This window comes from Streptomyces sp. P9-2 (assembly GCF_051903975.1).
GTDB classification, from domain to species: domain Bacteria; phylum Actinomycetota; class Actinomycetes; order Streptomycetales; family Streptomycetaceae; genus Streptomyces; species Streptomyces cellulosae.
On record NZ_CP192633.1, the window covers coordinates 2131512 to 2158029 of the forward strand.

Consider the following 26518-nt stretch of genomic DNA (forward strand, 5'->3'; position numbering starts at 1 on the left):
GCGACGTACCCTGGACACCCCCGGCCCGCGGCGCGTGTCGGGCCCGTTGTGTTGCACATCCCCGGAAGGGATTCCGCCCCGCATGAGCCTGCACGGTCTGCTCGACGCCGTCGTCAAGGACACCGCCCTCGCGGAAGCGGTCTCGGCCGCCGCCGACGGCAACCGCATGCACGTCGACCTGGTCGGCCCGCCCGCGGCCCGTCCCTTCGCGGTCGCCGCCCTGGCCCGTGACGCGGGCCGCCCGGTGCTCGCCGTGACGGCCACCGGACGCGAGGCGGAGGACCTGGCAGCCGCACTGCGCTCGCTGCTGCCGCCCCAGGGCGTCGTGGAGTACCCGTCCTGGGAGACGCTGCCGCACGAGCGGCTCAGCCCCCGCAGCGACACCGTCGGCCGCCGCCTCGCCGTGCTGCGGCGCCTGGCCCACCCCCGCCCCGACGACCCCGAGACCGGCCCGGTCTCCGTCGTCGTCGCCCCCGTGCGGTCCGTGCTCCAGCCGCAGGTCAAGGGCCTCGGCGACCTGGAGCCGGTCTCCCTGCGCACGGGCCAGACCGCCGACCTGAACGAGGTCGTCGACGCCCTCGCCGCCGCCGCGTACGCGCGCGTGGAGCTCGTCGAGAAGCGCGGCGAGTTCGCGGTGCGCGGCGGCATCCTCGACGTGTTCCCGCCCACCGAGGAGCACCCCCTGCGGGTGGAGTTCTGGGGCGACGACGTCGAGGAGATCCGCTACTTCAAGGTCGCCGACCAGCGCTCCCTGGAGGTCGCCGAGCACGGACTGTGGGCGCCGCCCTGCCGTGAGCTGCTGCTCACCGACGAGGTGCGCGAGCGGGCGCGGGCGCTCGCCGAGGAGCACCCGGAGCTGGGCGAGCTGCTCGGGAAGATCGCCGAGGGCATCGCGGTGGAGGGCATGGAGTCCCTCGCCCCGGTCCTCGTGGACGACATGGAGCTGCTGCTGGACGTGCTGCCCAAGGGCGCCATGACCGTGGTCTGCGACCCGGAGCGGGTGCGCACGCGCGCCTCCGACCTGGTCGCCACCTCGCAGGAGTTCCTCCAGGCGTCCTGGGCGGCCACCGCCGGCGGCGGCGAGGCGCCCATCGACGTCGGCGCTGCCTCCCTGTGGTCCCTCGCCGACGTCCGGGACCGGGCCCGTGAGCTGGACATGATGTGGTGGACGGTGTCCCCGTTCGCCGCCGACGAGGAACTGGACGCGGACACCCTCAAGCTGGGCCTGCACGCCCCCGAGTCCTACCGCGGCGACACCGCGCGGGCCCTGGCCGACACCAAGGGCTGGCTCGCCGACGGCTGGCGCACGGTCTACGTCACCGAGGGCCACGGCCCGGCCGCCCGCACCGTGGAGGTGCTCGGCGGCGAGGGCATCGCCGCCCGCCTCGACAACGACCTGGACGAGCTGACCCCGTCCGTGGTGCACGTCTCCTGCGGCTGCATCGACCACGGCTTCGTCGCCCCGGCGCTCAAGCTGGCCGTGCTCACCGAGACCGACCTCACCGGCCAGAAGGCGTCCGGCCGCGAGGGCGCCCGGATGCCCGCCCGGCGCCGCAAGACCATCGACCCGCTCACGCTGGAGGCGGGCGACTACATCGTCCACGAGCAGCACGGCGTCGGCCGGTACATCGAGATGGTGCAGCGCACCGTGCAGGGCGCCACCCGCGAGTACCTGGTCGTGGAGTACGCCCCCGCCAAGCGCGGCCAGCCCGGCGACCGGCTCTACATCCCCACCGACCAGCTCGAGCAGATCACCAAGTACGTCGGCGGCGAGGCGCCCACCCTGCACCGGCTCGGCGGCGCCGACTGGACCAAGACCAAGGCGCGCGCCAAGAAGGCCGTCAAGGAGATCGCCGCCGACCTGATCAAGCTGTACAGCGCGCGGATGGCGGCGCCCGGGCACGCCTTCGGCCAGGACACCCCGTGGCAGCGCGAGCTGGAGGACGCCTTCCCGTACGCGGAGACGCCCGACCAGCTCACCACCATCGCCGAGGTCAAGGAGGACATGGAGAAATCCGTCCCCATGGACCGGCTGATCTGCGGCGACGTCGGCTACGGCAAGACGGAGATCGCGGTGCGGGCCGCGTTCAAGGCCGTCCAGGACGGCAAGCAGGTCGCGGTGCTGGTGCCGACGACGCTGCTGGTGCAGCAGCACTTCGGCACGTTCAGCGAGCGGTACGCGCAGTTCCCGGTGAACGTGCGGGCGCTGTCCCGCTTCCAGACCGACACCGAGGCCAAGGCGGTCCTGGAGGGGCTGAAGGACGGCTCGGTGGACGTGGTCATCGGCACGCACCGGCTGTTCTCGTCCGAGACCAAGTTCAAGGACCTGGGCCTGGTCATCGTCGACGAGGAGCAGCGGTTCGGCGTCGAGCACAAGGAGCAGCTGAAGAAGCTCCGCGCCAACGTCGACGTGCTCACCATGTCCGCCACGCCCATCCCTCGCACCCTGGAGATGGCGGTCACCGGCATTCGCGAGATGTCGACGATCACCACCCCGCCGGAGGAGCGCCACCCGGTGCTCACCTTCGTCGGCCCCTACGACCAGCGGCAGATCGGCGCCGCGATCCGCCGTGAACTGCTGCGTGAGGGCCAGGTCTTCTACATCCACAACCGCGTCGAGTCCATCGACCGCGCGGCGGCCCGGCTCCGCGAGATCGTGCCCGAGGCGCGCATCGCGACCGCCCACGGCCAGATGTCGGAGCAGGCGCTGGAGCAGGTCGTCGTCGACTTCTGGGAGAAGAAGTTCGACGTGCTGGTGTCGACGACGATCGTCGAGTCCGGCATCGACATCTCCAACGCCAACACCCTGATCGTGGAGCGCGGCGACAACTTCGGCCTGTCCCAGCTCCACCAGCTGCGCGGCCGCGTCGGCCGAGGCCGGGAGCGCGGGTACGCGTACTTCCTGTACCCGCCGGAGAAGCCGCTGACGGAGACCGCGCACGAGCGGCTCGCGACCATCGCCCAGCACACCGAGATGGGCGCGGGCATGTACGTGGCGATGAAGGACCTGGAGATCCGCGGCGCGGGCAACCTGCTCGGCGGCGAGCAGTCCGGGCACATCGCGGGCGTCGGCTTCGACCTGTACGTGCGGATGGTCGGCGAGGCCGTCGCGGACTACCGCCGCCAGCTGGAGACCGGCGAGGCCGTGGAGGAGGCGCCGCTCGAGGTGAAGATCGAGCTGCCGGTCGACGCGCACGTCCCGCACGACTACGCGCCCGGCGAGCGGCTGCGCCTCCAGGCGTACCGGGCGATCGCCTCCGCGAACAGCGAGGAGGACATCAAGGCGGTCCGCGACGAGCTGGTCGACCGCTACGGCAAGCTGCCGGAGCCGGTGGAGAACCTGCTGCTGGTGGCGGGCCTGCGGATGCTCGCGCGGGCGTGCGGCGTCGGCGAGATCGTGCTGCAGGGCAACAACATCCGGTTCGCGCCGGTGGAGCTGCGCGAGTCGCAGGAGCTGCGGCTCAAGCGCCTCTACCCCGGCTCGGTGATCAAGCCGACGTCCCGCCAGGTGCTGGTGCCGCGCCCGAAGACCGCGAAGGTCGGCGGCAAGCCGCTGGTCGGGCGGGACCTGCTCGGCTGGGTGGGGGAGTTCCTCACCTCGGTGCTCGGGTCGTAAGCCGGCTGACCGTACGGCAGGGCCGTCCGCGGTGCGCGCGAGGCGCATCGCGGACGGCCCTGATGTCTGTGTGAGGCCCTACGGCTGGTCGGGACGGTCGCGCTCCATGCCGGCCCGGCGCTCCGCCTGCTGCTGGCCGGTGTCGATCTGCTGCTCGTACTTGCCGCCGGTCCTCTCGTTCATCTTCTTCTCGGCGGCGTCGGAGGCCTTGTGCGCGGCCTTCTGCGCCGACTTGTTGCTCTTGAACTTGTCGAGGATGCCCATCCAGAGCTCCTTCCGAAGTAGCCCAAATCCGACCATACGCGTGGATCGCGGAGCATGCCCAAGCGGGCGGCGACAGGTCTGGACCACTCGCTCGTTACGGTGAGCTTCCGGATGGACCGCTCCTGCCGGGGCAGGGTGGAGAAAAGGGCAAGGGAGGGGCGCGGTGACGCGAGACCTGGGGTGGGGCAGCAGGATGCGGCGCGGGGGAGGAGCGGCGGCCGTCGCGGTCGTTCTCCTCGCGGGGTGCGAGTCGATACCCGACGTGGACGTCCCCGCGTCCGGAGGCAGCGGGGCGCCGGCCCCCGACGGGCGCGCGGCGAGCCCGCTGGACAACCCCGACGGCACCCGCCCCGGCCTCGCCCCCGTGCGTGACGCGCAGGAGCGCGCGGAGGCCGCCGCCCTCATCGACAAGGTCGCCACCAAGGGCCGCGGCCCCAAGACCGGCTACGACCGCGACGAGTACGGCTACGCGTGGATGGACACCGCCGACGGCGTCCCCCTCGCCCGCAACGGCTGCGACACCCGCAACGACATCCTCCAGCGCGACGGCCAGGAGCTGCGCTTCCGCTCCGGCTCCGACTGCGTCGTCGTCTCCCTCACCCTGGCCGACCCCTACACCGGCAAGACCATCGAGTGGCGCAAGCAGCAGGCCTCCGAGGTGCAGATCGACCACGTCGTGCCGCTCTCCTACAGCTGGCAGATGGGCGCCTCCCGCTGGTCCGAGGCCAAGCGCCGGCAGCTGGCCAACGACCCGCTCAACCTGCTCCCCGTCGACGGGAGCGCCAACTCCGCCAAGAGCGACTCCGGCCCGGCCTCGTGGCTCCCGCCCAGCAAGGGCATCCGCTGCGCCTACGCCGTCCGCTTCGCCCAGGTCGCCGTGAAGTACGAGATGCCGGTGACGAAGGCGGACAAGGAGACCATGCGGGAGCAGTGCGGGGTCTGAACCCCCTGCCGTGCGCCGGCTCTCCGTGGAAGCGGGGCGGCGTCAGAACTGGCCGTTGCCGAGGAGCTCGCCGTCGGCGTCGTAGACGGTGACGAGGCCGTTCTCGCTCTGCTTCCAGTCGGCGAAGGCGGAGGCGATCAGCTTGGCCGGGCCCGAGCCCTCGCCCATGAGTCCGCCGGTGAAGTCCGTGTAGATGTCGGCGGTGTCGAGGATGTCGTTCTGCTCGTCGGCGCCCTGCACCTTGGTGACGTGCGCGACGGCCTCCTTCTCCTGGGGCGTCCCGTTCTCCTCCACGAACGCCTTGAACTGCTCGGCCTGCGACAGCTTCTTCTCGGCCTTCTCGGTGTTCTCGGCCTGCCCCTCGCCCTGGCCGGCGTCGGCCCCCGCGTCCTTCGCGCCCCCTCCGGGCTGCCGGTCCGCGGAGGCGGAGGCGCCCTTGTCGGCGGAGCCGGTGTCGGTGTTGTCGGCGTTGGCCGAGACGGCGCCGATGACGACGATCCCCACGACGGCGCCCAGCGCGATCTTGCTCTTCATACCCATGACGGTGTCCCCTCCCCAGGCGTCGGCCGCCCCCGTTTCATCGGCGGCCGCTCGTTTGCGGGGTCAATCAGAGCAGAGACTGTGAACCGAGTCAACATGATGACTGTGAATCCAAGTGTGCACGGGCGTGAACCGCTCGTTCGTGCGGTCCTCGGTATGCTCGTCGTCACAAAGGGAGCAGCGGGAGAGCGGGGGCGGGTTCCGGGATGCAGGACAACGCGACTGAAGTGACCGCCGCGGGGATCGCCCGGCTGGCGGGCGTGGGCAGGGCCGCGGTGAGCAACTGGCGCCGTCGGCACGCCGACTTCCCCCGGCCGGTCGGCGGCACCGAGACCAGCCCCGCGTTCGCCCTGGCCGAGGTCGAGGAGTGGCTGCGGCGGCACCGCAAGCTCGCCGAGGTCCCGCTCAAGGAGCGCGTCTGGCAGCAGCTCGCCGGCCATCCCGACGGGCCGGTCACCGCCCTCGTGCACGCCGGCTGCGCGCTGCTGCTGATCCACGACCGGCCGCCCGTCTGGCTCGACATCAGCTCCGGCACCGACGAGCGGCTCGCCGCGATGCTGCCCGCGGCGCTGGAGGAGGTGCTCACACCGCGCATGCCCGAGACGGCCAGGACGGGCCGCGCCGGCCGCTCACGCGTGAACGGTCAGCACCCTGTGAACACCCCGCCCGCTCCCGCCGCGCCCGCCGCACCGGCGACACCAGCACCCCCGGCGACCCCGGCGGCCCCCGCCCTCGACATCCCCGCCGCCCCCCGCCTCCTCCCCTCCGTCCCCCTCCTGCGCGGCGTCGCCGAACTCGCCGCCGAGCGGGGCGCCCGCCCCGCCTTCGAGTTCCTGCTCGGCCGGCACCTCGACGCCAACCCGCGCCAGTACACGCTCACCCCGCCCGACCTCGCCGCCCTCATGGCCGACCTCGCCGGCGCCCCCGCCACCGTCCTGGACCCCGCCTGCGGCACCGGCGCCCTGCTCCGCGCCCTCGCCGACCGCCCCGACCGGCGCCTCCACGCCCAGGACAGCTCGCCCGAGCTCGCCGCCCTCACCGCCCTGCGCCTCGCCCTGCACACCCGCGCCCCCGTGCACGCCGCCGCCGGCGACACCCTGCGGGCCGACGCCTACCCGGAGCTGCGGGCCGACGCCGTGCTGTGCCACCCGCCGTTCAACGAGCGCAACTGGGGCCACGACGACCTCGCCTACGACCCGCGCTGGGAGTACGGCTTCCCCGCCCGCACCGAGTCCGAGCTGGCCTGGGTGCAGCACGCGCTCGCACGGCTCAGGGACGGCGGCACCGCCGTGATGCTGATGCCGCCCGCCGTGGCGTCCCGCCGCTCCGGACGGAGGATCAGGGCCGACCTGCTGCGCCGGGGCGCGCTGCGCGCCGTCGTCGCCCTGCCCGCCGGGGCCGCGCCCCCGTACAGCGTGCCGCTGCACCTGTGGGTGCTGCGCCGGCCCGACCGGACGCCCGCCCAGCCGGAGGTGCTGCTCGTCGACGCCGGGCGGTTCACCGCCGAGGGACGCGGCGGGCCCGACTGGCCCGGGGTGCGGAAGACCGTGCTGGACGCCTGGCGAGCCTTCGACCGGGAAGGCACCGTCGAGGAACGGCCCGGCCCGGCCCGTTCGGTGCCGGTCATCGAACTCCTCGACGACGACGTCGACCTGACCCCCGCCCGCCGGCTGCCGCCCCCGGCGGACACCGACGGCGCCGGCCGGCTCACCGACGTTCGGGCGCGGCTCGACGAGACGCTGCGGCTGACCGCCGAACTGGCCCCGCCGCCCGCGGAGCCCGTGCCGTCCTCCGCCGCGTCCGGGCGGCACCCGCTCACCACCGTCGGCGAACTGGCGCGCGCGGGCGCGCTGGTGATGCGCACCGGCGGACACGGCGGCCACGCGCGCGTGCCCGTGCTCACCGACCACGACGTGCTGGCCGGGACCGCGCCCTCCGGGACGCTCCCGGAGAGCGAGGAGGAGCCGGTGCTCACCGAGCCGGGCGACGTCGTGCTGCCCGTGCTCGGCGGCGGGGCCGTCGCCCGCGTCGTCGACGAGACGACCGCGGGGGCCGTCCTCGGCCGCAACCTCGTGCTGCTGCGCCCCGACCCGGCGGCGCTCGACGCGTGGTTCCTCGCCGGGTTCCTGCGCGGCACAGCCAACCACCGCCAGGCCAGCAGCTACGCGTCCACCGCCACCCGGCTCGACGTCCGCCGCCTCCAGCTCCCGCGCCTGGCGCCGGACGAACAGCGGCGCTACGGCGAGCGCTTCCGGGCCCTGGACTCGTTCGAGAGGGCGCTCAGGGAGGCCGGACGCCTCGGCGAGCAGCTCGTGCGCGGGATGTACGACGGCCTGACGGACGGCACGATCGCCCCAGGCTGACGGCCGCGCGGCTCCCGGAACGGCTCCCGTACGGCATCCCGCGGCTTCCGAACGCACCCCGTACGACAACGGTTCGGTACATCACGGACCGGTTGTCGCCCCGGGCCGATACGCTCGGACTCTCCACCGGAGTCCACACATCGGCCACACAGCCCAGGAGCAGCATGTACGGCCACGGCGCGCCGCCGCCCCCACCCAGCTCGGGATCGGTCATCACGCAGCGCGTGCTGTACGCGGCCTCAGGGGTGTTGTGCTGCGGCATGCTGACCGCCGTGCCGCTGTTCCGGGTCGCGGTGCTGCGCGGACGGGTCTTCGACTGGATAGCGGCCTGGGTGAGCATCCCGCTGGTCGTGGCGTGCATCGCCGTGATCGGGTCCGTCCCCGAGGAGGACTGGCGGGGCGACGTGGGCCTTGCCGTCATGCTCGCCCTGGGCGCGTGCGCAAGCGCGTACTACCTGACCGTCGACATCCGCCTGCCCCGGCGTCAGAACCCGTACGGCGGCCCGGTACCGCCGTCCCCGCACGCCACCACGGTCCACGCCCCCGGCGGCCCGACGCCCTACGGCTATCCGCAGCCGGCCTCGCCGTACACGCCCACGTCCCTCTCGCAGCCCCAGCCTCCGCACACCCCGTACCCCGGCCCCGTGCCGCCCTCCACCGCCCCGCACACCCCCGTGCCCCCGCCGCAGGCGCAGCCGCCGCAGGGGCCCCCGCCCGCCCGGATCGACCAGGTGCGCGCCGAGCTCGACGAGCTCAGCGACTACCTGCGCCGGCAGGACGGACAGCAGCGGCCGCAGGGTGACCACGAGGGCGGACGGTGAGCGTGACGACGGGACGGGTCGTCGCCGGACGGTACGAACTGTCCACGCTCATCGGCCAGGGCGGCATGGGACAGGTCTGGACGGCCTACGACAAGCGGCTGGACCGGCGCGTGGCGGTGAAGCTGCTGCGCCCCGACAAGGTGGCGGGACACGAGGCCGAGGAACTGCGCCGCCGCTTCGTGCGCGAGTGCCGGGTGACCGCGCAGGTCGACCACCCCGGCCTGGTCACCGTGCACGACGCGGGCAGCGAGGGCGAGGAGCTGTTCCTCGTCATGCAGTACGTCGACGGCGCCGACCTCGGCGACCACCTCGCCGAGCACGACCCGTACCCGTGGCAGTGGTCGGTCGCGGTCGCCGCGCAGCTGTGCGCCGTGCTGAGCGCCGTGCACGCGGTGCCGATCGTCCACCGTGACCTCAAGCCGCGGAACGTGATGGTGAAGCAGGACGGCACGGTCACCGTGCTCGACCTCGGCGTGGCCTCCGTGATGGACGCGGACACCACGCGCCTGACCCACACCGGCACCCCCATCGGCTCGCCCGCCTACATGGCGCCCGAGCAGGCGATGGGCGGCGCGGTCGGCCCGTACACCGACCTGTACGCGCTCGGCGTGCTGATGCACGAACTGCTCAGCGGGGACGTGCCGTTCTCCGGTTCCACGGCGCTCGGGGTGCTGCACCGGCACCTGTACGAGCCGCCCGTGCCGGTGCGCCGGCTGCGCCCCGAGGTGCCGGAGGCGCTGGAGGCCCTGGTGCTGCGGCTGCTCGCGAAGGACCCGCAGCACCGCCCGGACTCCGCGCAGGAGGTGTACGAGCACCTGGCGCTGCTGCTGCCCTCCCGGGGCACGCCCACCGGCGCCCCGCTGGACCCGACCCGCCCCTTCCTGCGCCCGCACGCCCCCTGGCCGGACCGCGCCAGGACGCCGGCGCCGCAGCCCGCGCCCGCCGCGCCGCCCGCGCCGACGGCGGAGAAGGCCGACGTGGCCGCCGCCGTCGACGAGGTGAAGCGGCTGCTCGGCGAGGGCCGCATCACCCAGGCCGTCGACATCCTCGGCTCGATCCTCCCGGTCGCCGCCGACCAGCACGGCGAGCACTCCCCGGTGGTGCGCACCCTGCGCAAGCAGTACGCGGCCACGCTCCTCGACGACGGCCAGTACCGGCGCGCCCTGCCCGAGCTGCGCCGCCTCGCCGACGAGCGCGCCGCCGAGGCCGGCCAGGCCGACCCGCAGTCCCTGCGTCACCGCTACGAGGCCGCCCAGTGCCTGGAGCAGCTCGGCGACCCGGCGGCCGCCCTCGCCGAGTACCGGGCGCTGCTGCCGTACTACGAGAACCAGTACGTGGCCGCGGGCGACCCGCAGCAGGCCCACGACGTACGGCGCCGCATCGGGCATCTGCTGCTCGCCCTCGGCGACCGGGCCGCCGCGCACGACACGCTGGTGCGGCTGCTCCACGACGTGGAGCGCGTCCAGGGTCCCGGGCACCCGCTCGCGGCGGACATCCGGCGCACCCTCCAGTGGCTGGGGCAGGTGCGCGGGTAGGCCGCGGCCGTGCCCGCGCGGGGGAGACGGCGGGCGCGGCGGTGCCGGAAGTCGCCGTGAATCGTTGGTCGAATGGGTTGGCCAGAGCTTGGCCGATGCCTACCATCGATCACCGCAAGACTTTGTGCACCGCCGCACAAGCTCTCCTCAGGAGGTTTCCTTGCACCGCCGTCGTCGCACCGCGTTCCTCCTCACCGCCGCGATCGCGGCGGCCCCTCTGCTCACCGCCTGCGGGAACGACGCGCACCCCGGTGCGGCGGCCGTGGTCGGCGGGGAGCGGATCACCGTGTCGCAGCTGGAGAACCGCGTCGACGAGGTGCGCGCCGCCCAGCGGGAGGCCGTCCCGGACGACGCGCAGTACCAGCAGGCCATCGCCCGCACCGGCGGCCTCACCCGCGACACCCTGCACAGCATGGTGCTGGACCGGGTGCTGGAGCGCGCCGCGCGCGACGCCGGGGTGACCGTCTCCGACCGCGAGGTGCAGCGGACGCGGGCCGAGTTCGAGGAGCAGGCCGGCGGCGCGGAGGCGCTGGAGGCCGCCTGGCTCCAGCAGTACGGGGTGCCGCCGCAGCGCCTCGACGACAACCTCCGGCTCCAGGTCACGGCGCAGAAGCTCGCCCAGGAGCTCGGCACCGACACCAGCAGCCCCGAGTTCTGGAGGGCGCTGTCCGACGCGAGCAAGGAGCTCGACGTCGACCTCAACCCGCGCTACGGCGAGTGGGACGCGCAGAAGAGCAGCCGCGTCGACGCCAAGACCCCGTGGGTGAAGGACGTCACCGCCGTGGACGGGCCGCCGCTGGGGCTGTGACGTGGGCTAGTTTCGAAGGGTGAACGCAACCAGCCCCGCCCCCGGCCGTGTCGTCCTGCTCACCACCAGCCACCGGGTCGCGCCAGGACTGCTGTCCTGGCCCGCCTGGCAGGCGCTGCACGCCGCCGACCGGGTGCTGTGCGCGGACGGCGCCCACCCGCAGCTGCCCTACCTGCGCGAGGCCGGGATAACCGTCGAGGAGGCCGCGCCCACCGCCGAGGAGGTCGTCGACGCCTGCGCCGGCGGCCGCACGGTGGTCGTCGTCGCCACCGGCGAGGGCGAGCCCGCGCTCACCGACGGACTGGCGCGGATGGCCGGCAGCGGCCGGGTCACCATGCCCGAGCTGGAACTCCTCCCCGCCTCCTACGACCTCCCCGGCGCCCGCCTGCTCGACCTGGTCCAGGTCATGGACCGCATCCGCGCCGAGTGCCCCTGGTCCTCGCAGCAGACCCACAAGGGCCTCGCCAAGTACGGCATCGAGGAGGCGTACGAGCTCGTCGAGGCCATCGAGGACGGCGACCGCGACGAGCTGCGCGAGGAACTGGGGGACGTGCTGCTCCAGGTCGTCTTCCACGCCCGCATCGCCGAGGAGCACGAGGAGGAGCCGTTCTCCGTCGACGACGTCGCGGGCGGCATCGTCGCCAAGCTCGTCCACCGGCACCCGCACGTCTTCGGGGAGGAGACGGCGCGGACGCCGGAGGAGGTCAAGGCGCACTGGATGCGGACGAAGGCGGAGGAGAAGCGGAGGGAGTCCGTCACGGACGGGGTTCCTGTGGGGCAGCCGGCGTTGGCGCTGGCCACGAAACTGGCGTCGCGTGCCCGCTCGGCGGGCCTCGCTGTTCCTCTCCCCTCCGGGGAGGGGGTCGGTTACGAGCTGCTTTCGCTGGCCGCGAGGGCGGAGAGGGAGGGTGTGGACGCGGAAGCGGCCCTCCGGGCGGCAGCCCGGGCGTACCGCGACGCGATCCGCGCGACCGAAAAGGCGGGGGACGCCTAACCCTCCGCCACGGGGGCTCCGCCCCCGAACCCCCGTCCGCGCAGTTCCCCGCGCCCCTGAAGGCGTACCACACCCCCGCCCCTCAAGAAGCGCAGGAACCACCCCCTCAGGGGCGCGGGGAACTGCGCGAGCAACCCCCACGGCCCCGCAGGGACCCACGGCCCCGTAGCGAGGCCCGTCAGGGCCCGAAGGGGCGCGGGGAACTGCGCGAGCAACCCCCACGCACCCGCACATCCCCACGACGCGAACCACCCACCCCCCAGGGACGCGGGGAACTGCGCACCCTGCCCCCACGGCCCCGCAGGGACCCACGGCCCCGAAGCGAGGCCCGTCAGGGCCCGAAGGGGCGCGGGGAACTGCGCACCCTGCCCCCCACCCACCCGCACAGGCCCTCAGGCCCGTAACCCCCGCCCCGTTAGGGTCACCCCATGCCCGACCAGTCACCCCCCGCCCCTGACCTGTTCACCTGGGAGTTCGCCACCAACCCCTACCCCGCCTACGCCTGGCTCCGCGAACACGCCCCCGTGCACAAGACGCAACTCCCCAGCGGCGTCCACGCCTGGCTGGTCACCCGCTACGCCGACGCACGTCAAACCCTCGCCGACAACCGCCTGTCCAAGAACCCCGCCCACCACGACGAGCCCGCCCACGCGAAGGGCAAAACCGGGATCCCCGGTGAACGGCAGGCCGACCTCATGACGCACCTGCTGAACATCGACCCCCCGGACCACACCCGCCTCCGCCGACTGGTCAGCAAGGCCTTCACCCCCCGCCGGGTGGCGGAGTTCGCACCCCGCGTGCAAGAACTCACCGACGACCTCATCGACCGTTTCGCCGCAAACGGCAGCGGCACCGCCGACCTGATCCACGACTTCGCCTTCCCTCTCCCCATCTACGCCATCTGCGACCTCCTCGGCGTCCCCCGCGAGGACCAGGACGACTTCCGGGACTGGGCGGGCATGATGATCCGTCACGGCGGCGGCCCGCGCGGCGGGGTCGCGCGGTCGGTGAAGAAGATGCGCGGATACCTCGCCGAGCTGATCCACCGCAAGCGCGAGGCGCTGCCCGCCGAGCCCGAACCCGGCGAGGACCTCATCTCGGGTCTGATCCGCGCCTCGGACCACGGCGAGCACCTCACGGAGAACGAGGCCGCCGCGATGGCGTTCATCCTCCTCTTCGCCGGCTTCGAGACCACCGTCAACCTCATCGGCAACGGCACCTACGCCCTGCTCACGCACCCGGAGCAGCGGGAGCGTCTGCAGCGGGCGCTGGCCGAGGGGGACCGCGGGCTGCTGGAGACCGGCGTGGAGGAACTGCTGCGCTACGACGGCCCGGTGGAGCTGGCGACCTGGCGGTTCGCCACGGAGCCGGTCGTCATCGGCGGGCAGCGGATCGAGACCGGCGACCCGGTGCTCGTCGTGCTCGCCGCGGCCGACCGGGACCCGGAGCGGTTCGCCGACCCGGACACCCTGGACCTGGGCCGCCGCGACAACCAGCATCTGGGGTACGGGCACGGCATCCACTACTGCCTGGGCGCCCCGCTCGCGCGCCTGGAGGGACAGACGGCGCTCGCCACGCTCCTGACGCGTCTTCCGGACCTCCGCCTCGCCGCCGATCCGTCCGAACTGCGCTGGCGGGGCGGCCTCATCATGCGGGGACTCCGCACGCTTCCGGTGGAATTCTCCCCTCCGTATCCAAGGGGGAGTTCGGGACAGACCTGACCTTCCTGTCCCTCCCCGGGGGTCGGCGTGCGGGAACCTGAGGCATGCTCAACTCTGTGATCTTCATGTGATCTGCACGGCATGAACTTGTGACAAGTGATCGACTGCCTATACGTTCACCCATCAAGTACGGCGCGCTGCACGCTTTTGCTCGCCCGTGCCGGTTCTTGTTGCCGAGTGAAAGGCTTCCGCATGCTCTCCGGGAACGGCCGACACCGTCGCCCCCGCCAGGCTCCGGCTCTGCTCGTCGCCGCCGGGGTGACCGGCTCCGCGATCGCGATCCCGCTCCTCGGTGCGGGCGCCGCCAGCGCGGCGGACGGTGAGACGTGGGACCGGGTCGCGGAGTGCGAGAGCGGCGGCTCCTGGAGCCAGAACACCGGCAACGGCTACTACGGCGGCCTGCAGTTGACCCAGGACGACTGGGAGAACTACGGCGGCCTGGAGTTCGCGCCCAGCGCCGACGCGGCCAGCCGCAACCAGCAGATCACCGTGGCCGAGAGAATCCTCGCCGACCAGGGTGTCGGCAAGTGGCGCGCCTGCGGCCTGCTCACGGGTCTGAACCAGGACACCGCGTCCCCGAACGTCGACCCGGGCGTGCCGACCGGCGAGGACCGGGACGACTCCCTGCTCGGGCTCGGCGGCTCGAGCACTCCGTCCGCTTCGCCGGAATCCGGTGATTCGTCCGCTTCTCCCTCTCCGTCGGCGACGTCCGGTTCGTCCGGTGAGGCGAAGAGCGGCACGGGCGCCGGCGCCTCCGCGTCCACCTCCGCCACTCCCGGAGGTGACGAGTCGGACAAGTCGGGGCAGAGCACCGGTTCTTCGGCCGTCGGTGAGTCCGAGGACGGCGGCTCGGGCCGCCATCGCGGTGTCAGCGCGGAGGAGGGTGCGACCGCGGGTACCGGGACCCCGTCGTCCGGCCGGCACGCCTCACCCTCCGCGGACACGCCTGCGGGCATCTCCGATGACCGTTACACCGTCCAGACCGGCGACAGCCTGGCCTCCATCGCCGACTCCCTTGCCCTGACCGGCGGATGGACGGCCCTCTACGTCGAGAACCAGCAGGTCATCGGCGACGACCCGGACCTCATCCTGCCCGGCCAGCGCCTCCTGGTGGACGCAGAAACCGGCGAATAGCGGTCGGAAAAGGGTGGCAGAAGGCACCCCCGTGCGGCGGCAGTTGACGGAGCGATTAGAGCTGAATGTCCGTAATAAGGGCCGTGAGAGATAGGTCTCAGAGGCCCTGATCATCTTTGAAATTCCGCCGATCGCGTGCTTACGGTCGTGACCGCTCGCCATCGCGGGCCCCGGCTGCCGCCACGCCGAATCCTGCCAGTGGCAGCACGGGAACAGTCGTCGCGTCATGCGCCGTAGGCAGGAGCGGGGGACCCAGGTAAGTGCCGCGACCGGACGGTTGACGTCCGGTACGGCTCGGGGTGAAGCCGCGTCCCGTGAGGGACGTGGCCGGGCAACTCAACCGGCCCGAACCCGACAGCTCACCTCGTAGGCGTCGGTGAGGGGATCCAACCATGCTGTTTTCCGGCAAGGGCAAGCACCGTCGTCCGTCCAAGGCCACCCGCGCCATCGCCATCGCCGGTGTCACCGGCGCCGCCGTCGCCGGCCCGCTGATGGCGTCCGGCACCGCCTCCGCGGCCACCGCGTCCGAGTGGGACGCCGTCGCCCAGTGCGAGTCCGGCGGCAACTGGTCCATCAACACCGGCAACGGCTACTACGGCGGTCTGCAGTTCTCCGCCTCCACCTGGGCCGCGTACGGCGGCACCCAGTACGCCGCCACCGCCGACCAGGCCTCCAAGGCGCAGCAGATCGAGATCGCCGAGAAGGTCCTCGCGGGCCAGGGCAAGGGCGCCTGGCCGGTCTGCGGCACGGGCCTGTCCAACACCCCGTACAGCGGTGCCGCCGCCGAGGCCCCCAAGACCGAGGCCCCCGCCGAGCGCACCGAGGAGAAGGCCTCCCGCTCCGCCGAGCGCCCGGCCGCCCCGGCCGAGGAGAAGGCGGCGAAGAAGACCGTCACCACCCCGACCGGCAAGAAGGTCGAGAAGGGCGACGGCGAGTACAAGGTCGTCAAGGGCGACACCCTCAGCTCGATCGCCGCGGAGCACGACGTCGAGGGCGGCTGGGCGAAGCTGTTCGAGCTGAACGACGACATCGTCGACGACGCCGACCTCATCTACCCGGGCCAGCAGCTGCACCTCAAGTAAGGGCAGACCGCGAGGTCCCTCCCGTCCCCCCACGGGCTCCCCGCCCCGGTGCGTTTCTTCCCCCGTGCGCACCGGGGCGGGGTCATGTCCGGACGCATTCCGGTCACGGTTTGCCGAGACGGCTTTGTTCCGTACGGAAACAATTTACGCTCTGTTCTGTCCATGAGGCGGGCGGCGAGATGGCCGAACGCCCGGAGCCGGTTAGGCTCGGACTCGCAGGGCCCCGCGGCCCCGCTCACCCGCGTCACATCCCAAGAAGGAGATGCTCGTGCCGTCCATCGACGTCGTCGTAGCCCGGGAAATCCTGGACTCCCGAGGCAACCCCACGGTCGAGGTCGAGGTCGGCCTCGACGACGGCAGCACGGGTCGTGCCGCCGTCCCGTCCGGCGCCTCCACCGGCGCCTTCGAGGCCATCGAACTCCGTGACGGCGACGCCGGCCGTTACCTGGGCAAGGGCGTCGAGAAGGCCGTACTGGCCGTCATCGAGCAGATCGGCCCGGAGCTCGTCGGCTACGACGCCACCGAGCAGCGCCTGATCGACCAGGCGATGTTCGACCTGGACGCCACCGACAACAAGGGCTCGCTCGGCGCCAACGCCATCCTCGGCGTCTCGCTCGCCGTCGCGCACGCCGCCTCCGAGGCCAGCGACCTGCCGCTGTTCCGCTACCTGGGCGGCCCGAACGCGCACCTGCTGCCGGTGCCGATGATGAACATCCTGAACGGCGGCTCGCACGCCGACTCCAACGTGGACATCCAGGAGTTCATGATCGCCCCGATCGGCGCGGAGTCCTTCTCCGAGGCGCTGCGCTGGGGCGCCGAAGTCTACCACACCCTCAAGAAGGTGCTGAAGGGCAAGGGCCTGGCCACCGGTCTGGGCGACGAGGGCGGCTTCGCCCCGAACCTCGGCTCCAACCGCGAGGCCCTCGACCTGATCCTCGAGGCGATCAAGGAAGCCGGCTACACCCCCGGCGAGCAGATCGCCCTGGCCCTGGACGTGGCCGCCTCCGAGTTCTACAAGGACGGCGTCTACACCTTCGAGGGCAAGGAGCGCTCGGCGGCCGAGATGACCGAGTACTACGCGGAGCTCGTCGACGCGTACCCGCTCGTGTCCATCGAGGACCCGCTGTTCGAGGACGACTGGGACGGCTGGAAGACCATCACCGACAAGCTCGGCGACAAGGTCCAGCTCGTCGGCGACGACCTGTTCGTCACCAACCCGGAGCGCCTGGCCCGCGGCATCGAGGAGGGTGCCGCCAACGCCCTGCTGGTCAAGGTCAACCAGATCGGCTCGCTCACCGAGACCCTGGACGCCGTCGAGCTGGCCCAGCGCAACGGCTTCAAGTGCATGATGTCCCACCGCTCCGGCGAGACCGAGGACGTCACCATCGCCGACCTCGCCGTCGCCACCAACTGCGGCCAGATCAAGACCGGCGCCCCGGCCCGCTCCGAGCGCGTCGCCAAGTACAACCAGCTGCTGCGCATCGAGGAGATCCTCGACGACGCCGCGGTGTACGCCGGCCGCAGCGCCTTCCCCCGGTTTCGCTCTGCGAACCAGTAGGCACAGCAAGGGCTGACCTCACCCCCGCAGGAAGCGTCGTACGTACGTCCCCGTACCCGGTCCCGTACCGTGTGCGGGGACGTACGCGCGTAGGACAGCGAACGAGAGGCGGGAACATGGCGGTGAAGGACCGAGAGCGTTTCTCCACCGCGACCAGGATCCGGCTGATCGGTGAGCAGACCGCGGCCCGGGTCTACCGCTCGCAGACCAAGCGGCAGGCCCGCCGCTCCCGGCTGACCGGCCGCGCGGCCCTGCTCGCCCTGGTCCTCTGCTCCCTGGTCGTGGCCCTCGCCTACCCGATGCGGCAGTACGTCTCCCAGCGCGCGGAGATCGCCGACCTGCAGAAGGAGCAGGACGAGACCCGCCGCCGGGTCGAACGGCTGCGCGACCTCAAGGCCCGCTGGCAGGACGACGCGTACGCCGAGCAGGAGATCCGCAGGCGCCTGCACTACGTCATGCCGGGGGAGACCGGCTACATCGTCGTCGACCCGGCCGGTGCCGGGACCACGCGCGGCGACCTCCGGGCCGCCGACCGCCCCTGGTACGCCAACGTCTGGGACGGCGTCGACAAGGCCGACGCCGCCGCCCAGTGATTCCGACGGAACACCGCAGAAAGACACGTATGGACACCCCTCCGCCCACGACGCCGCGCACCGAGCCCACCGACGCGGACGTCGAGGCCTTCAAGCAGCAGCTCGGCCGGCCCCCGCGCGGGCTGCGCGCCATCGCGCACCGCTGTCCCTGCGGGCAGCCGGACGTCGTGGAGACCGCCCCGCGGCTGCCCGACGGCACGCCCTTCCCGACGCTGTACTACCTGACGTGCCCGCGGGCGAACTCCGCGATCGGCACGCTGGAGGCGAACGGCGTGATGAAGGAGATGACCGAGCGGCTGGCCGCCGACCCGGAGCTGGCCGCCGCCTACCGCGCGGCGCACGAGGACTACATCCGGCGCCGCGACGAGATCGAGGAGCTGAAGAACTTCCCCAGCGCCGGCGGCATGCCGGACCGGGTGAAGTGCCTGCACGTCCTCGTGGCGCACTCGCTGGCCGCCGGACCGGGCGTCAACCCGCTCGGCGACGAGGCGCTGGCGATGCTGCCGGAGTGGTGGGCCAAGGGCCCGTGCGTGACGCCCGCGGCCGAGGGGGACGCCAAGTGACCCGGGTCGCCGCCATCGACTGCGGCACGAACTCCATCCGTCTGCTGGTGGCCGACGCCGACCCGGCGACCGGCGAACTCACCGATCTGGACCGGCGGATGACGATCGTGCGGCTCGGCCAGGGCGTCGACCGCACCGGCCGGCTGGCCCCGGAGGCGCTGGAGCGCACCTTCGCCGCCTGCCGCGAGTACGCGGAGATCATCGAGAAGCACGGAGCCTCGCAGCACCTGCGCTTCGTCGCCACCTCGGCCTCCCGTGACGCGGAGAACCGCGACGACTTCGTGCGCGGGGTGGTGGACATCCTGGGCGTGGAGCCCGAGGTGATCACCGGCGACCAGGAGGCGGAGTTCTCCTTCACCGGCGCCACCAGGGAGCTGACCGGCCGCGACGACCTGCGCCGGCCGTTCCTGGTGGTGGACATCGGCGGCGGCTCCACCGAGTTCGTCGTCGGCGACGACCGTGTGCGCGCCGCGCGCTCCGTGGACGTCGGCTGCGTCCGCATGACCGAGCGCCACCTGGTGGTGGACGGGGCCGTGACGGACCCGCCCACCGAGGAGCAGATCGCGGCGATGCGCGCCGACATCGAGGCCGCCCTGGACCGGGCGGAGGAGGCGGTGCCGCTGCGCGAGGCGCGGACGCTGGTGGGCCTCGCGGGGTCCGTCACCACCGTGTCGGCGATCGCCCAGGACCTGCCCGAGTACGACTCGGCGGCCATCCACCACTCCGGCGTCTCCCGCGAGCGGGTCCGCGAGATCACCGAGTGGCTGCTGCGCTCCACCCACGCCGAGCGGGCCGCGGTGCCGTCCATGCACCCGGGCCGGGTCGACGTGATCGGCGCGGGGGCCCTGGTGCTGCTGGCGATCATGGAGCGGACGGGCGCCGAGGAGGTCGTGGTGTCGGAGCACGACATCCTGGACGGGATCGCCTGGTCCGTGGCCTAGCTCTCTTTTGTTACCAGTCGGTAGCACTCCGCTGAGCAGTCGGGATAGCGTTTGAGCGGCACTCCGGGGGGCCTTCCGGCCCCTCGGGACGGGCCTCTCCGGGAAAGTTCGTGAAGTTCTTCACAAGGAATTGGCCCCGAGAGGGCGAAGAAGAGGGTTCGATTGACCCGTTCGGGCACTCAACACCCCTTTGAACACGTTCAGAAGAGGGTGGCGAACGGCCCCTGTGCACCCCTCGCGCCGACCGCCCGGTCGGCCTCACGGGCTGCCCCGGACCGCAGAGAGGCTGCTCACGCGGCATTGACAACGTGTCAAGCGGGAGCCCGGTTCCCGATCCGGACTGTGATCTGGATCAAGAAGCGCGGGATGGTAGCACAGGCCCTGCCGGAGCTTGTGAAGGGGCGCACGAGGTACCCCCCTCAGGCGGGTGGATACTCGATGGCATGAGCACCACGGAGCGTCCCAGGATCCTCGTAGTAGGCGGTGGGTACGTAGGCCTGTACGCAGCTCGGCGCATCCAGAAGAAGATGCGTTACGGCGAGGCGACCGTCACCGTCGTCGACCCGCGGTCGTACATGACCTACCAGCCCTTCCTCCCCGAAGCCGCCGCCGGCAGCATCTCCCCGCGGCACGTCGTCGTCCCGTTGCGGCGCGTGCTTCCCAAGGCGGAGGTCCTCACCGGCCGGGTCACCACCATCGACCAGGACCGCAAGGTCGCCACGATCGCCCCCCTGGTGGGTGAGGCGTACGAGCTGCCCTTCGACTACCTGGTGATCGCGCTCGGCGCGGTTTCCCGTACCTTCCCGATCCCCGGCCTCGCCGAGCAGGGCATCGGCATGAAGGGTGTCGAGGAGGCCATCGGCCTGCGCAACCACGTCCTCGAGCAGCTCGACAAGGCCGACTCCACCACGGACGAGGAGATCCGCCGCAAGGCGCTCACCTTCGTCTTCGTGGGCGGCGGCTTCGCCGGTGCCGAGACCATCGGCGAGGTCGAGGACATGGCCCGGGACGCGGCCAAGTACTACAAGACGGTGTCCCGCGAGGACATGCGCTTCATCCTCGTCGACGCCGCCGACAAGATCCTCCCCGAGGTGGGTCCGAAGCTCGGCACGTACGGCAAGGAGCACCTCGAGAGCCGCGGCGTCGAGGTCTACCTGTCCACCTCCATGGACTCCTGCGTCGACGGCCACGTGGTGCTGAAGAACGGCCTCGAGGTCGACGCCGGCACCATCGTGTGGACCGCGGGCGTCAAGCCCAACCCGGCGCTGGCCCGCTTCGGCCTGCCGCTCGGCCCGCGCGGCCACGTCGACACCGAGCCGACGCTCCAGGTCAAGGGCACCGACTACATCTGGGCCGCGGGCGACAACGCCCAGGTTCCGGACCTCGTGGGCCGCAAGGCCGGCAACGAGAACGCCTGGTGCCCGCCGAACGCCCAGCACGCGCTGCGCCAGGCCAAGGTCCTCGGCGACAACGTGATCTCCGGCATGCGGGGCTTCCCGCAGAAGGAGTACAGCCACGCCAACAAGGGCGCGGTCGCGGGCCTCGGCCTGCACAAGGGCGTCGCGATGATCGTGATGGGCAAGTTCAAGATCAAGCTCAAGGGCCGGCTCGCCTGGTACATGCACCGTGGCTACCACGGTCTGGCCATGCCGACCTGGAACCGCAAGATCCGGATCTTCGCCGACTGGACCCTCGGCATGTTCCTCAAGCGCGAGGTCGTGTCCCTGGGCGCGATCGAGTCCCCGCGCGAGGAGTTCTACGAGGCCGCCAAGCCGGCCCCGGCGCCCGCCGCCAAGGCCGAGCCGAAGAAGACCGAGGCCAAGGCCTCCTGACCCGGGGTCACCCCCAGGTCACCCGTAGGACCCCCCGAAGGGGCCGCCCGCCATCCGTGGTGCGGGCGGCCCCTTCGGCGTGTTCCGGGGGACTCCCCGCGGGTTGCGTTTCCGTGTTTTGCCCGAAGATGACGCGCGCCGGGGACTGTCACGGCCGCGCCGCGGTGTTCACATGGTTGACGACATTCCGGGATCCGGTCACGGAGGTGTACACCATGGCAGACGCCGCCTCGCGGCTGAAAGGCATTCTCGAGCAGTTGCTCGGCGCACCCCTTCCGGTGCGTGTCCGCACCTGGGACGGCTCGGAAGCCGGCCCCCCGGAGGCCCCCGTCCTGGTCGTGCGCAACCGGCGCGCCCTGCGCCGCCTGCTGTTCAAGCCGGGCGAGCTGGGTCTGGCCCGCGCCTGGGTGGCCGGAGACCTGACGATCGAGGGCGACCTCTACACCGCGCTGGACCTGCTCGCCGGGAGCATCTGGGAACGCGACGAGGACGCCCCCGGCCTCGCCCAGTCCCTGCGCGACCCGGAGTTCCGCTCGGCGGTGCGCCGGCTGCTGGCGATGGCGGGCCCGCCGCTGCCGCCCGCCCCGCCCCGCGAGGAGGTCCGCAGGCCCCGCCGCGGTCTGCACACCAAGCGCAGCGACAAGCGCGCCATCAGCCACCATTACGACGTCGGCAACGACTTCTACGAGATCGTCCTCGGCCCGTCCATGGTGTACTCCTGCGCCTACTGGCCCGCCCCGTCCCCGGAAGCCACGCTCGAACAGGCCCAGCACGACAAGCTGGAACTGGTCGCCCGCAAGCTCGCCCTGCGGCCCGGGCAGCGGCTGCTGGACGTCGGCTGCGGCTGGGGTTCCATGGCGATCCACGCGGCCCGCGAGCACGGGGTGAGCGTCGTCGGCATCACCCTGTCCCAGGAGCAGGCCGCCTACGCCCGCAAGCGGATCGCGGAGGAAGGGCTCACCGACCGCGTGGAGATCCGCGTCCAGGACTACCGGGACGTCGGGGACGGCCCCTACGACGCGATCTCCTCCATCGGCATGGCCGAACACGTCGGCTCCGAGCGGTACCTGGAGTACGCGACCGTCCTGCACCGGCTGCTGAAGCCGGGCGGCCGACTGCTCAACCACCAGATCGCCCGCCGTCCCCGGCGCGACGAGTCCGCGTACCAGGTCGACGAGTTCATCGACGCCTACGTCTTCCCCGACGGCGAGCTGGCCCCGCTCGGCACCACCGTCACCCTGCTGGAGCGCGCCGGGTTCGAGGTCCGCGACGTGGAGTCCCTGCGCGAGCACTACGCCCTCACCTTGCGCCGCTGGGTGGCCAACCTGGAGGCGGACCGGGCGCGCGCGGTCGCCCTCGCCGGGCCCGGGCGGACCCGGGTCTGGCAGCTCTACATGGCCGCCTCCGCGCTCGCCTTCGAACGCAACCGCATCGGCGTGAACCAGGTCGTCGCCGTGCGCACGCCCGAGTCCGGCGCCTCCGGACTGCCGCTGCGCAGCCGCGTCTGGACCTGACCCGGGCGCACGAGAACGGGCCCCGCTCCAGGGGGAGCAGGGCCCGTCGTGCTCGGAGGCGCCGGTTACTCGGCCTTGATCGCCTGCAGCATGTTCAGCCGGGCCGCGCGCCGCGCCGGCCACAGCGCGGCCAGCACCCCGACCACCGCCGCGAGCAGCAGGAACAGGCCCATGCGGTCCCACGGCACGACCAGTTCGTACGTCGCCATCCGCGGGGCGATCAGCTCGCCGGCCGCCCAGCCGAAGAACACGCCCAGACCGAGACCGAGGACGGCGCCGAACAGGGAGATCACCATCGACTCCAGCCGGACCATGCGCTTCACGCCCCGCCGGTCCAGGCCGACCGCCCGCAGCATGCCGATCTCCTGCGACCGCTCGAACACCGACATCGCCAGCGTGTTGACGACGCCGAGCACCGCCACGATCACCGCCATCGCCAGCAGGCCGTAGACCATGTTCAGGACGATGGTGAACATCTGGCCGATCTCGTCGGAGATGTCCTTCCGGTCCTGGACCGCGATGCCCGGGTTGCTGCCGAGCGCCTTCTCCAGCGAGTCCTTGACCGCGTCGGACGTGCCGTCGGCCGTCTTCACCAGCACCTGCATGTCGGCCGCGTCCTTGTCGTGGGGGCCGAGGACGGCGGTGTCGAGCAGGATGCCGCGGACCATCTCGTTGGACTCGTAGACGCCGGCGAGCGTCAGCCGCTCCTTGGCGCCGTCCTCGAAGGCCAGGGTGAAGGTGTCGCCGGCCTTCCAGCCGTAGTACGCCGCGGTCGTCTCGTCCGCGACCACCCGGGTGCCGGCCACCTCGAACGCCCCGTGCCGGACCGGCAGGTCCAGCAGGCCGGAGACGGTGGAGCCGTCGACGCCGGTGACGTACTCGGTCTCGCCGTCGACACGGGTGACCGCGTTGCGCATCGGGCTGGTGGCGACCACGCCCTCGGTGTCCTTCAGCGTCTTCTCGACGTCCGGGGACAGCGCGTTGTAGTTCACCATCGAGACCGTGTAGTCCGCCTTGATCGAGGACGCCGCGAGCTTCTCGATGGCCTGCTGGAGGCTGCCCGCCGTCACCGTCAGACCGGTGATCAGGGTGAGTCCGATCATCAGCGCGGACGCGGTGGCGGCGGTGCGGCGCGGGTTGCGCACCGAGTTCTGCCGGGCCAGCTTGCCGGAGACCCCGAACAGGCGCAGCACCGGCGAGGCGGCGGCGATCAGCGGACGGGACAGCAGCGGGGTCAGCACGAACACGCCGATGATCAGCAGCACCGCGCCGAGACCCATCGGCGCCTGGCCGTCGGTGCCGTCCATCGTGGTGGCCGTGAGGACCACCGCGACACCGGCCGCCGAGAGCAGCGCGCCCAGGGTGTTGCGCAGCACGAGCGACTTGGTGGTGGCCTTGGCGTGCACCGCGCTCATCGCCGCGACCGGCGGGATCCTGGCGGCGCGGCGGCCCGGCAGCCACGCGGCGAGCACGGTGACCAGGATGCCGACGGCGAACGCGGCGGCGACCGTGCCCGGGCTGACGATCAGAGGGCCGTCGGGCACGGGGGCGTCGAGGACGCCCATCAGGGAGCGCAGTCCGACGCCGATGCCGATGCCGGCGAGCAGACCGGTGACGGCGGCGACCGTGCCGACGACCAGCGCCTCGATCAGCACCGAGCGGGTGACCTGACGGCGCGAGGCGCCGACGGCGCGCAGCAGCGCGAGTTCCTTGGTGCGCTGGGCGACCAGCATGGTGAAGGTGTTGGCGATGATGAACGTGCCGACGAACAGGGAGATCCCGGCGAAGACCAGCAGCCCTTGCTTCAGACCGCTCATCGAGGAGGCGATCATCTCCGCCTGGTCGTCGGCGAGCTGCTTGCCGGTGACGGTGTCGACGGCGCCCTTCGGCAGCGCCTTCTCCAGCTGGTCCCGCAGTTCCGTCTCGGTGACCCCGGCCTTGGCCTGGACGTCGATCTCGTCGAAGGCGCCCGGCTTGCCGAACAGCTTCTGCGCGGTCGCCGTGTCGAACAGGGTGAGGCTGCCGCCGGCCGCGACGTTGCCGTCGTCGGTGGTGAACACACCGGTGATCACCGGCTCCAGCACGGGGCCGTCGACCGACATGCGCACGGTGTCGCCGACCTCGTAGCCGGCCCGCCGGGCGGTCTCGGAGTCGATGATGATCTCGCCCTCGCCCTTCGGGGCGCGTCCCTCGGCCAGCGGATAACGGGGGTCGTCGTCGCCCCAGTAGTTGCCGCCGTGCGACTGGAAGCCGTCGCCGATCAGCTTGCCGTCCTTGCCGGCGATCGCGGTGAAGCCGGAGACGACGCCGATCGCCCGCTCGGCGCCGGGCACGGCGGCGGCGTCGTCGACCAGCTCCCTGGTGAGGCGGTGCGTCTCTCCCACCTGGTCGCCCTCGGCCTCCTTCCAGGCGGGGGAGACGGCGACGTCGACATGGTCGTAGCCCTTGGCGGACTGCTTCTGCAGGGCGGCGGAGAGGGTGTTGGTGAAGACCAGGGTCCCCGAGACGAAGGCCACGCCGAGCATCACGGCGAGGACGGTCATCAGGAGCCGGGCCTTGTGCGCGAGGACGTTGCGCAAGGCGGTACGGAACATGGGTGTCTTCTCGGTCCAGACGTACGAGGAGAGGGGGACGGGCGGCGGCGGGCGGCCCGGGTTCAGCTGGTGCGGCCCTTGGCGTCGAACCGCTTCATCCGGTCCAGCACGGAGTCGGCCGTCGGCCCGAACAGCTCGTCGACGATGCGGCCGTCGGCGAGGAAGACCACCCGGTCCGCGTAGGCGGCGGCGACCGGGTCGTGGGTCACCATGACCACCGTCTGGCCCAGCTCGCGCACGGAGTTGCGCAGGAAGCCGAGCACCTCGGCGCCGGAGCGGGAGTCGAGGTTGCCGGTGGGCTCGTCGCCGAAGACGATGTCGGGCCGGGACGCCAGCGCCCGCGCCACCGCGACCCGCTGCTGCTGGCCGCCGGAGAGCTGGGCGGGCCGGTGGCCGAGCCGGTCGGCCAGTCCGACCATCCGGATCACGGTGTCCAGCCACTCCTTGTCGGGCTTGCGGCCCGCGATGTCCATGGGGAGCGTGATGTTCTCCAGGGCGTTCAGCGTCGGCAGCAGGTTGAACGCCTGGAAGATGAAGCCGATCTTGTCCCGGCGCAGCCGCGTGAGCTGCTTGTCCTTCAGCGCTCCCAGCTCGGTGTCGCCGATGCGCACGGAGCCGGAGGAGAAGGTGTCGAGCCCGGCGACGCAGTGCATCAGTGTGGACTTGCCGGAACCCGAGGGACCCATGATCGCGGTGAACTCGGCCTGCCGGAAGTCGACGGAGACGCGGTCCAGGGCGACCACCCGGGTCTCGCCCTGGCCGTAGATCTTCGACAGCTCCGTGGCGCGTGCGGCCACGGCGGTGGTCCGGTCGGCGAGGGGGGCGGTGGTCACGGATGAGCTCCTGTGGGACGGCGTGTTTCTGGGACACGACCATCGTTCCGTGGCTTCGCCGCCGCGTAGTCACCCGCTGCGCCGGTTCCCGGGGGCGACTCGGGAGGGAGCGCCGGGCGCCGGGTCATACCTGGGGATGACGGACGACCCCTACCCGGGTCGGTCCCCGGAACGGGTGGTGCGCCCTGTTCAGGCGGTGAAATTCCGTCATTCCGCGTGCGGAGGGCCTCGTGGCACGCAAGGCTGGTGGAGCGTGCTGACGGTGCGTT

Annotated in this window: 20 protein-coding genes and 1 riboswitch; of the genes, 16 read left to right on the forward strand and 4 right to left on the reverse strand. The window is 72.2% G+C overall.

Going from position 1 to position 26518, the window contains the following annotated elements:
• Nucleotides 1–82 precede the first annotated feature (82 nt).
• On the forward strand, nt 83–3616 hold the full coding sequence (gene mfd / locus ACQY0Z_RS10045) for a transcription-repair coupling factor (protein WP_439812128.1): 3534 nt from the start codon (nt 83–85) through the stop codon (nt 3614–3616).
• A 78-nt stretch (nt 3617–3694) separates the two neighbouring features.
• Here the strand turns inward: mfd and ACQY0Z_RS10050 are convergent, their stop codons facing one another.
• Nucleotides 3695–3880, reverse strand: coding sequence for an Rv0909 family putative TA system antitoxin (locus ACQY0Z_RS10050; RefSeq protein WP_189895927.1), 186 nt, complete (start codon nt 3878–3880; stop codon nt 3695–3697).
• Nucleotides 3881–4073: 193 nt separating this feature from the next.
• On the opposite strand from ACQY0Z_RS10050, the gene ACQY0Z_RS10055 reads away from it, so the two are divergent.
• The gene (locus ACQY0Z_RS10055; protein WP_254588347.1) at nt 4074–4823 is read left to right on the forward strand and encodes an HNH endonuclease family protein; all 750 of its coding nucleotides are present in this window, start codon (nt 4074–4076) and stop codon (nt 4821–4823) included.
• Between the two features lie 42 nt (nt 4824–4865).
• Here ACQY0Z_RS10055 and ACQY0Z_RS10060 read toward each other — a convergent pair whose 3' ends face one another.
• Entirely contained in the window at nt 4866–5363 is a 498-nt protein-coding gene (locus ACQY0Z_RS10060; protein ID WP_189895925.1) for a hypothetical protein, read from the reverse strand.
• A gap of 206 nt (nt 5364–5569) precedes the next feature.
• Between ACQY0Z_RS10060 and ACQY0Z_RS10065 the strand changes: the two genes are divergently transcribed.
• From ACQY0Z_RS10065 to ACQY0Z_RS10130, 14 genes are all read left to right on the forward strand, one after another.
• Nucleotides 5570–7726, forward strand: coding sequence for an N-6 DNA methylase (locus tag ACQY0Z_RS10065; RefSeq protein WP_439812129.1), 2157 nt, complete (start codon nt 5570–5572; stop codon nt 7724–7726).
• Between the two features lie 164 nt (nt 7727–7890).
• Nucleotides 7891–8547, forward strand: a complete 657-nt coding sequence (locus ACQY0Z_RS10070) for a hypothetical protein (protein ID WP_189895921.1) — start codon at nt 7891–7893, stop codon at nt 8545–8547.
• 38 nt (nt 8548–8585) lie between these two features.
• Entirely contained in the window at nt 8586–10082 is a 1497-nt protein-coding gene (locus tag ACQY0Z_RS10075; protein ID WP_275981759.1) for a protein kinase domain-containing protein, read from the forward strand.
• A gap of 160 nt (nt 10083–10242) precedes the next feature.
• Complete coding sequence (locus tag ACQY0Z_RS10080; protein ID WP_189895917.1) at nt 10243–10890, forward strand: SurA N-terminal domain-containing protein; 648 nt, start codon at nt 10243–10245, stop codon at nt 10888–10890.
• Between the two features lie 19 nt (nt 10891–10909).
• Nucleotides 10910–11884 (forward strand): nucleoside triphosphate pyrophosphohydrolase, encoded by a 975-nt coding sequence (locus tag ACQY0Z_RS10085; RefSeq protein ID WP_254588697.1) that lies wholly within the window; start codon nt 10910–10912, stop codon nt 11882–11884.
• Nucleotides 11885–12312: 428 nt separating this feature from the next.
• Nucleotides 12313–13605, forward strand: coding sequence for a cytochrome P450 family protein (locus tag ACQY0Z_RS10090; protein WP_347225161.1), 1293 nt, complete (start codon nt 12313–12315; stop codon nt 13603–13605).
• Between the two features lie 192 nt (nt 13606–13797).
• Nucleotides 13798–14739 carry a transglycosylase family protein gene (locus tag ACQY0Z_RS10095; protein ID WP_189895910.1) on the forward strand — a complete coding sequence of 314 codons (942 nt, stop codon included), beginning with the start codon at nt 13798–13800 and terminating at the stop codon, nt 14737–14739.
• 219 nt (nt 14740–14958) lie between these two features.
• Nucleotides 14959–15127, forward strand: a riboswitch (cyclic di-AMP (ydaO/yuaA leader).
• Between the two features lie 4 nt (nt 15128–15131).
• Complete coding sequence (locus ACQY0Z_RS10100) at nt 15132–15821, forward strand: transglycosylase family protein (RefSeq protein ID WP_189895909.1); 690 nt, start codon at nt 15132–15134, stop codon at nt 15819–15821.
• Nucleotides 15822–16089: 268 nt separating this feature from the next.
• A complete protein-coding gene (gene eno / locus ACQY0Z_RS10105; protein WP_439812130.1) occupies nt 16090–17379 on the forward strand; it encodes a phosphopyruvate hydratase in 1290 nt (429 codons plus the stop codon).
• Between the two features lie 116 nt (nt 17380–17495).
• Nucleotides 17496–17972 carry an FtsB family cell division protein gene (locus ACQY0Z_RS10110; protein WP_439812131.1) on the forward strand — a complete coding sequence of 159 codons (477 nt, stop codon included), beginning with the start codon at nt 17496–17498 and terminating at the stop codon, nt 17970–17972.
• A 29-nt stretch (nt 17973–18001) separates the two neighbouring features.
• Nucleotides 18002–18535 (forward strand): DUF501 domain-containing protein, encoded by a 534-nt coding sequence (locus tag ACQY0Z_RS10115; RefSeq protein WP_189895903.1) that lies wholly within the window; start codon nt 18002–18004, stop codon nt 18533–18535.
• Entirely contained in the window at nt 18532–19476 is a 945-nt protein-coding gene (locus ACQY0Z_RS10120; protein ID WP_439812132.1) for a Ppx/GppA phosphatase family protein, read from the forward strand. Before ACQY0Z_RS10115 ends, ACQY0Z_RS10120 begins: the two co-directional genes overlap by 4 nt.
• Nucleotides 19477–19919: 443 nt before the next feature.
• A complete protein-coding gene (locus ACQY0Z_RS10125) occupies nt 19920–21308 on the forward strand; it encodes an FAD-dependent oxidoreductase (protein ID WP_189895899.1) in 1389 nt (462 codons plus the stop codon).
• Between the two features lie 215 nt (nt 21309–21523).
• On the forward strand, nt 21524–22822 hold the full coding sequence (locus tag ACQY0Z_RS10130) for a class I SAM-dependent methyltransferase (RefSeq protein WP_254585217.1): 1299 nt from the start codon (nt 21524–21526) through the stop codon (nt 22820–22822).
• 65 nt (nt 22823–22887) lie between these two features.
• Here ACQY0Z_RS10130 and ACQY0Z_RS10135 read toward each other — a convergent pair whose 3' ends face one another.
• Complete coding sequence (locus ACQY0Z_RS10135; protein WP_439812133.1) at nt 22888–25416, reverse strand: ABC transporter permease; 2529 nt, start codon at nt 25414–25416, stop codon at nt 22888–22890.
• Between the two features lie 62 nt (nt 25417–25478).
• The gene (locus tag ACQY0Z_RS10140) at nt 25479–26249 is read right to left on the reverse strand and encodes an ABC transporter ATP-binding protein (protein ID WP_254585215.1); all 771 of its coding nucleotides are present in this window, start codon (nt 26247–26249) and stop codon (nt 25479–25481) included.
• Between the last annotated feature and the right edge of the window lie 269 nt (nt 26250–26518).

Bases quoted from the DNA above. Each gene is read 5' to 3' on its own strand.
- mfd (WP_439812128.1), top strand. From the start codon at position 83: ATGAGCCTGCACGGTCTGCTCGACGCCGTCGTCAAGGACACCGCCCTC.
- ACQY0Z_RS10050 (WP_189895927.1), bottom strand. From the start codon at position 3,880: ATGGGCATCCTCGACAAGTTCAAGAGCAACAAGTCGGCGCAGAAGGCC.
- ACQY0Z_RS10055 (WP_254588347.1), top strand. From the start codon at position 4,074: ATGCGGCGCGGGGGAGGAGCGGCGGCCGTCGCGGTCGTTCTCCTCGCG.
- ACQY0Z_RS10060 (WP_189895925.1), bottom strand. From the start codon at position 5,363: ATGGGTATGAAGAGCAAGATCGCGCTGGGCGCCGTCGTGGGGATCGTC.
- ACQY0Z_RS10065 (WP_439812129.1), top strand. From the start codon at position 5,570: ATGCAGGACAACGCGACTGAAGTGACCGCCGCGGGGATCGCCCGGCTG.
- ACQY0Z_RS10070 (WP_189895921.1), top strand. From the start codon at position 7,891: ATGTACGGCCACGGCGCGCCGCCGCCCCCACCCAGCTCGGGATCGGTC.
- ACQY0Z_RS10090 (WP_347225161.1), top strand. From the start codon at position 12,313: ATGCCCGACCAGTCACCCCCCGCCCCTGACCTGTTCACCTGGGAGTTC.
- ACQY0Z_RS10095 (WP_189895910.1), top strand. From the start codon at position 13,798: ATGCTCTCCGGGAACGGCCGACACCGTCGCCCCCGCCAGGCTCCGGCT.
- ACQY0Z_RS10100 (WP_189895909.1), top strand. From the start codon at position 15,132: ATGCTGTTTTCCGGCAAGGGCAAGCACCGTCGTCCGTCCAAGGCCACC.
- ACQY0Z_RS10110 (WP_439812131.1), top strand. From the start codon at position 17,496: ATGGCGGTGAAGGACCGAGAGCGTTTCTCCACCGCGACCAGGATCCGG.
- ACQY0Z_RS10115 (WP_189895903.1), top strand. From the start codon at position 18,002: ATGGACACCCCTCCGCCCACGACGCCGCGCACCGAGCCCACCGACGCG.
- ACQY0Z_RS10125 (WP_189895899.1), top strand. From the start codon at position 19,920: ATGAGCACCACGGAGCGTCCCAGGATCCTCGTAGTAGGCGGTGGGTAC.
- ACQY0Z_RS10130 (WP_254585217.1), top strand. From the start codon at position 21,524: ATGGCAGACGCCGCCTCGCGGCTGAAAGGCATTCTCGAGCAGTTGCTC.
- ACQY0Z_RS10135 (WP_439812133.1), bottom strand. From the start codon at position 25,416: ATGTTCCGTACCGCCTTGCGCAACGTCCTCGCGCACAAGGCCCGGCTC.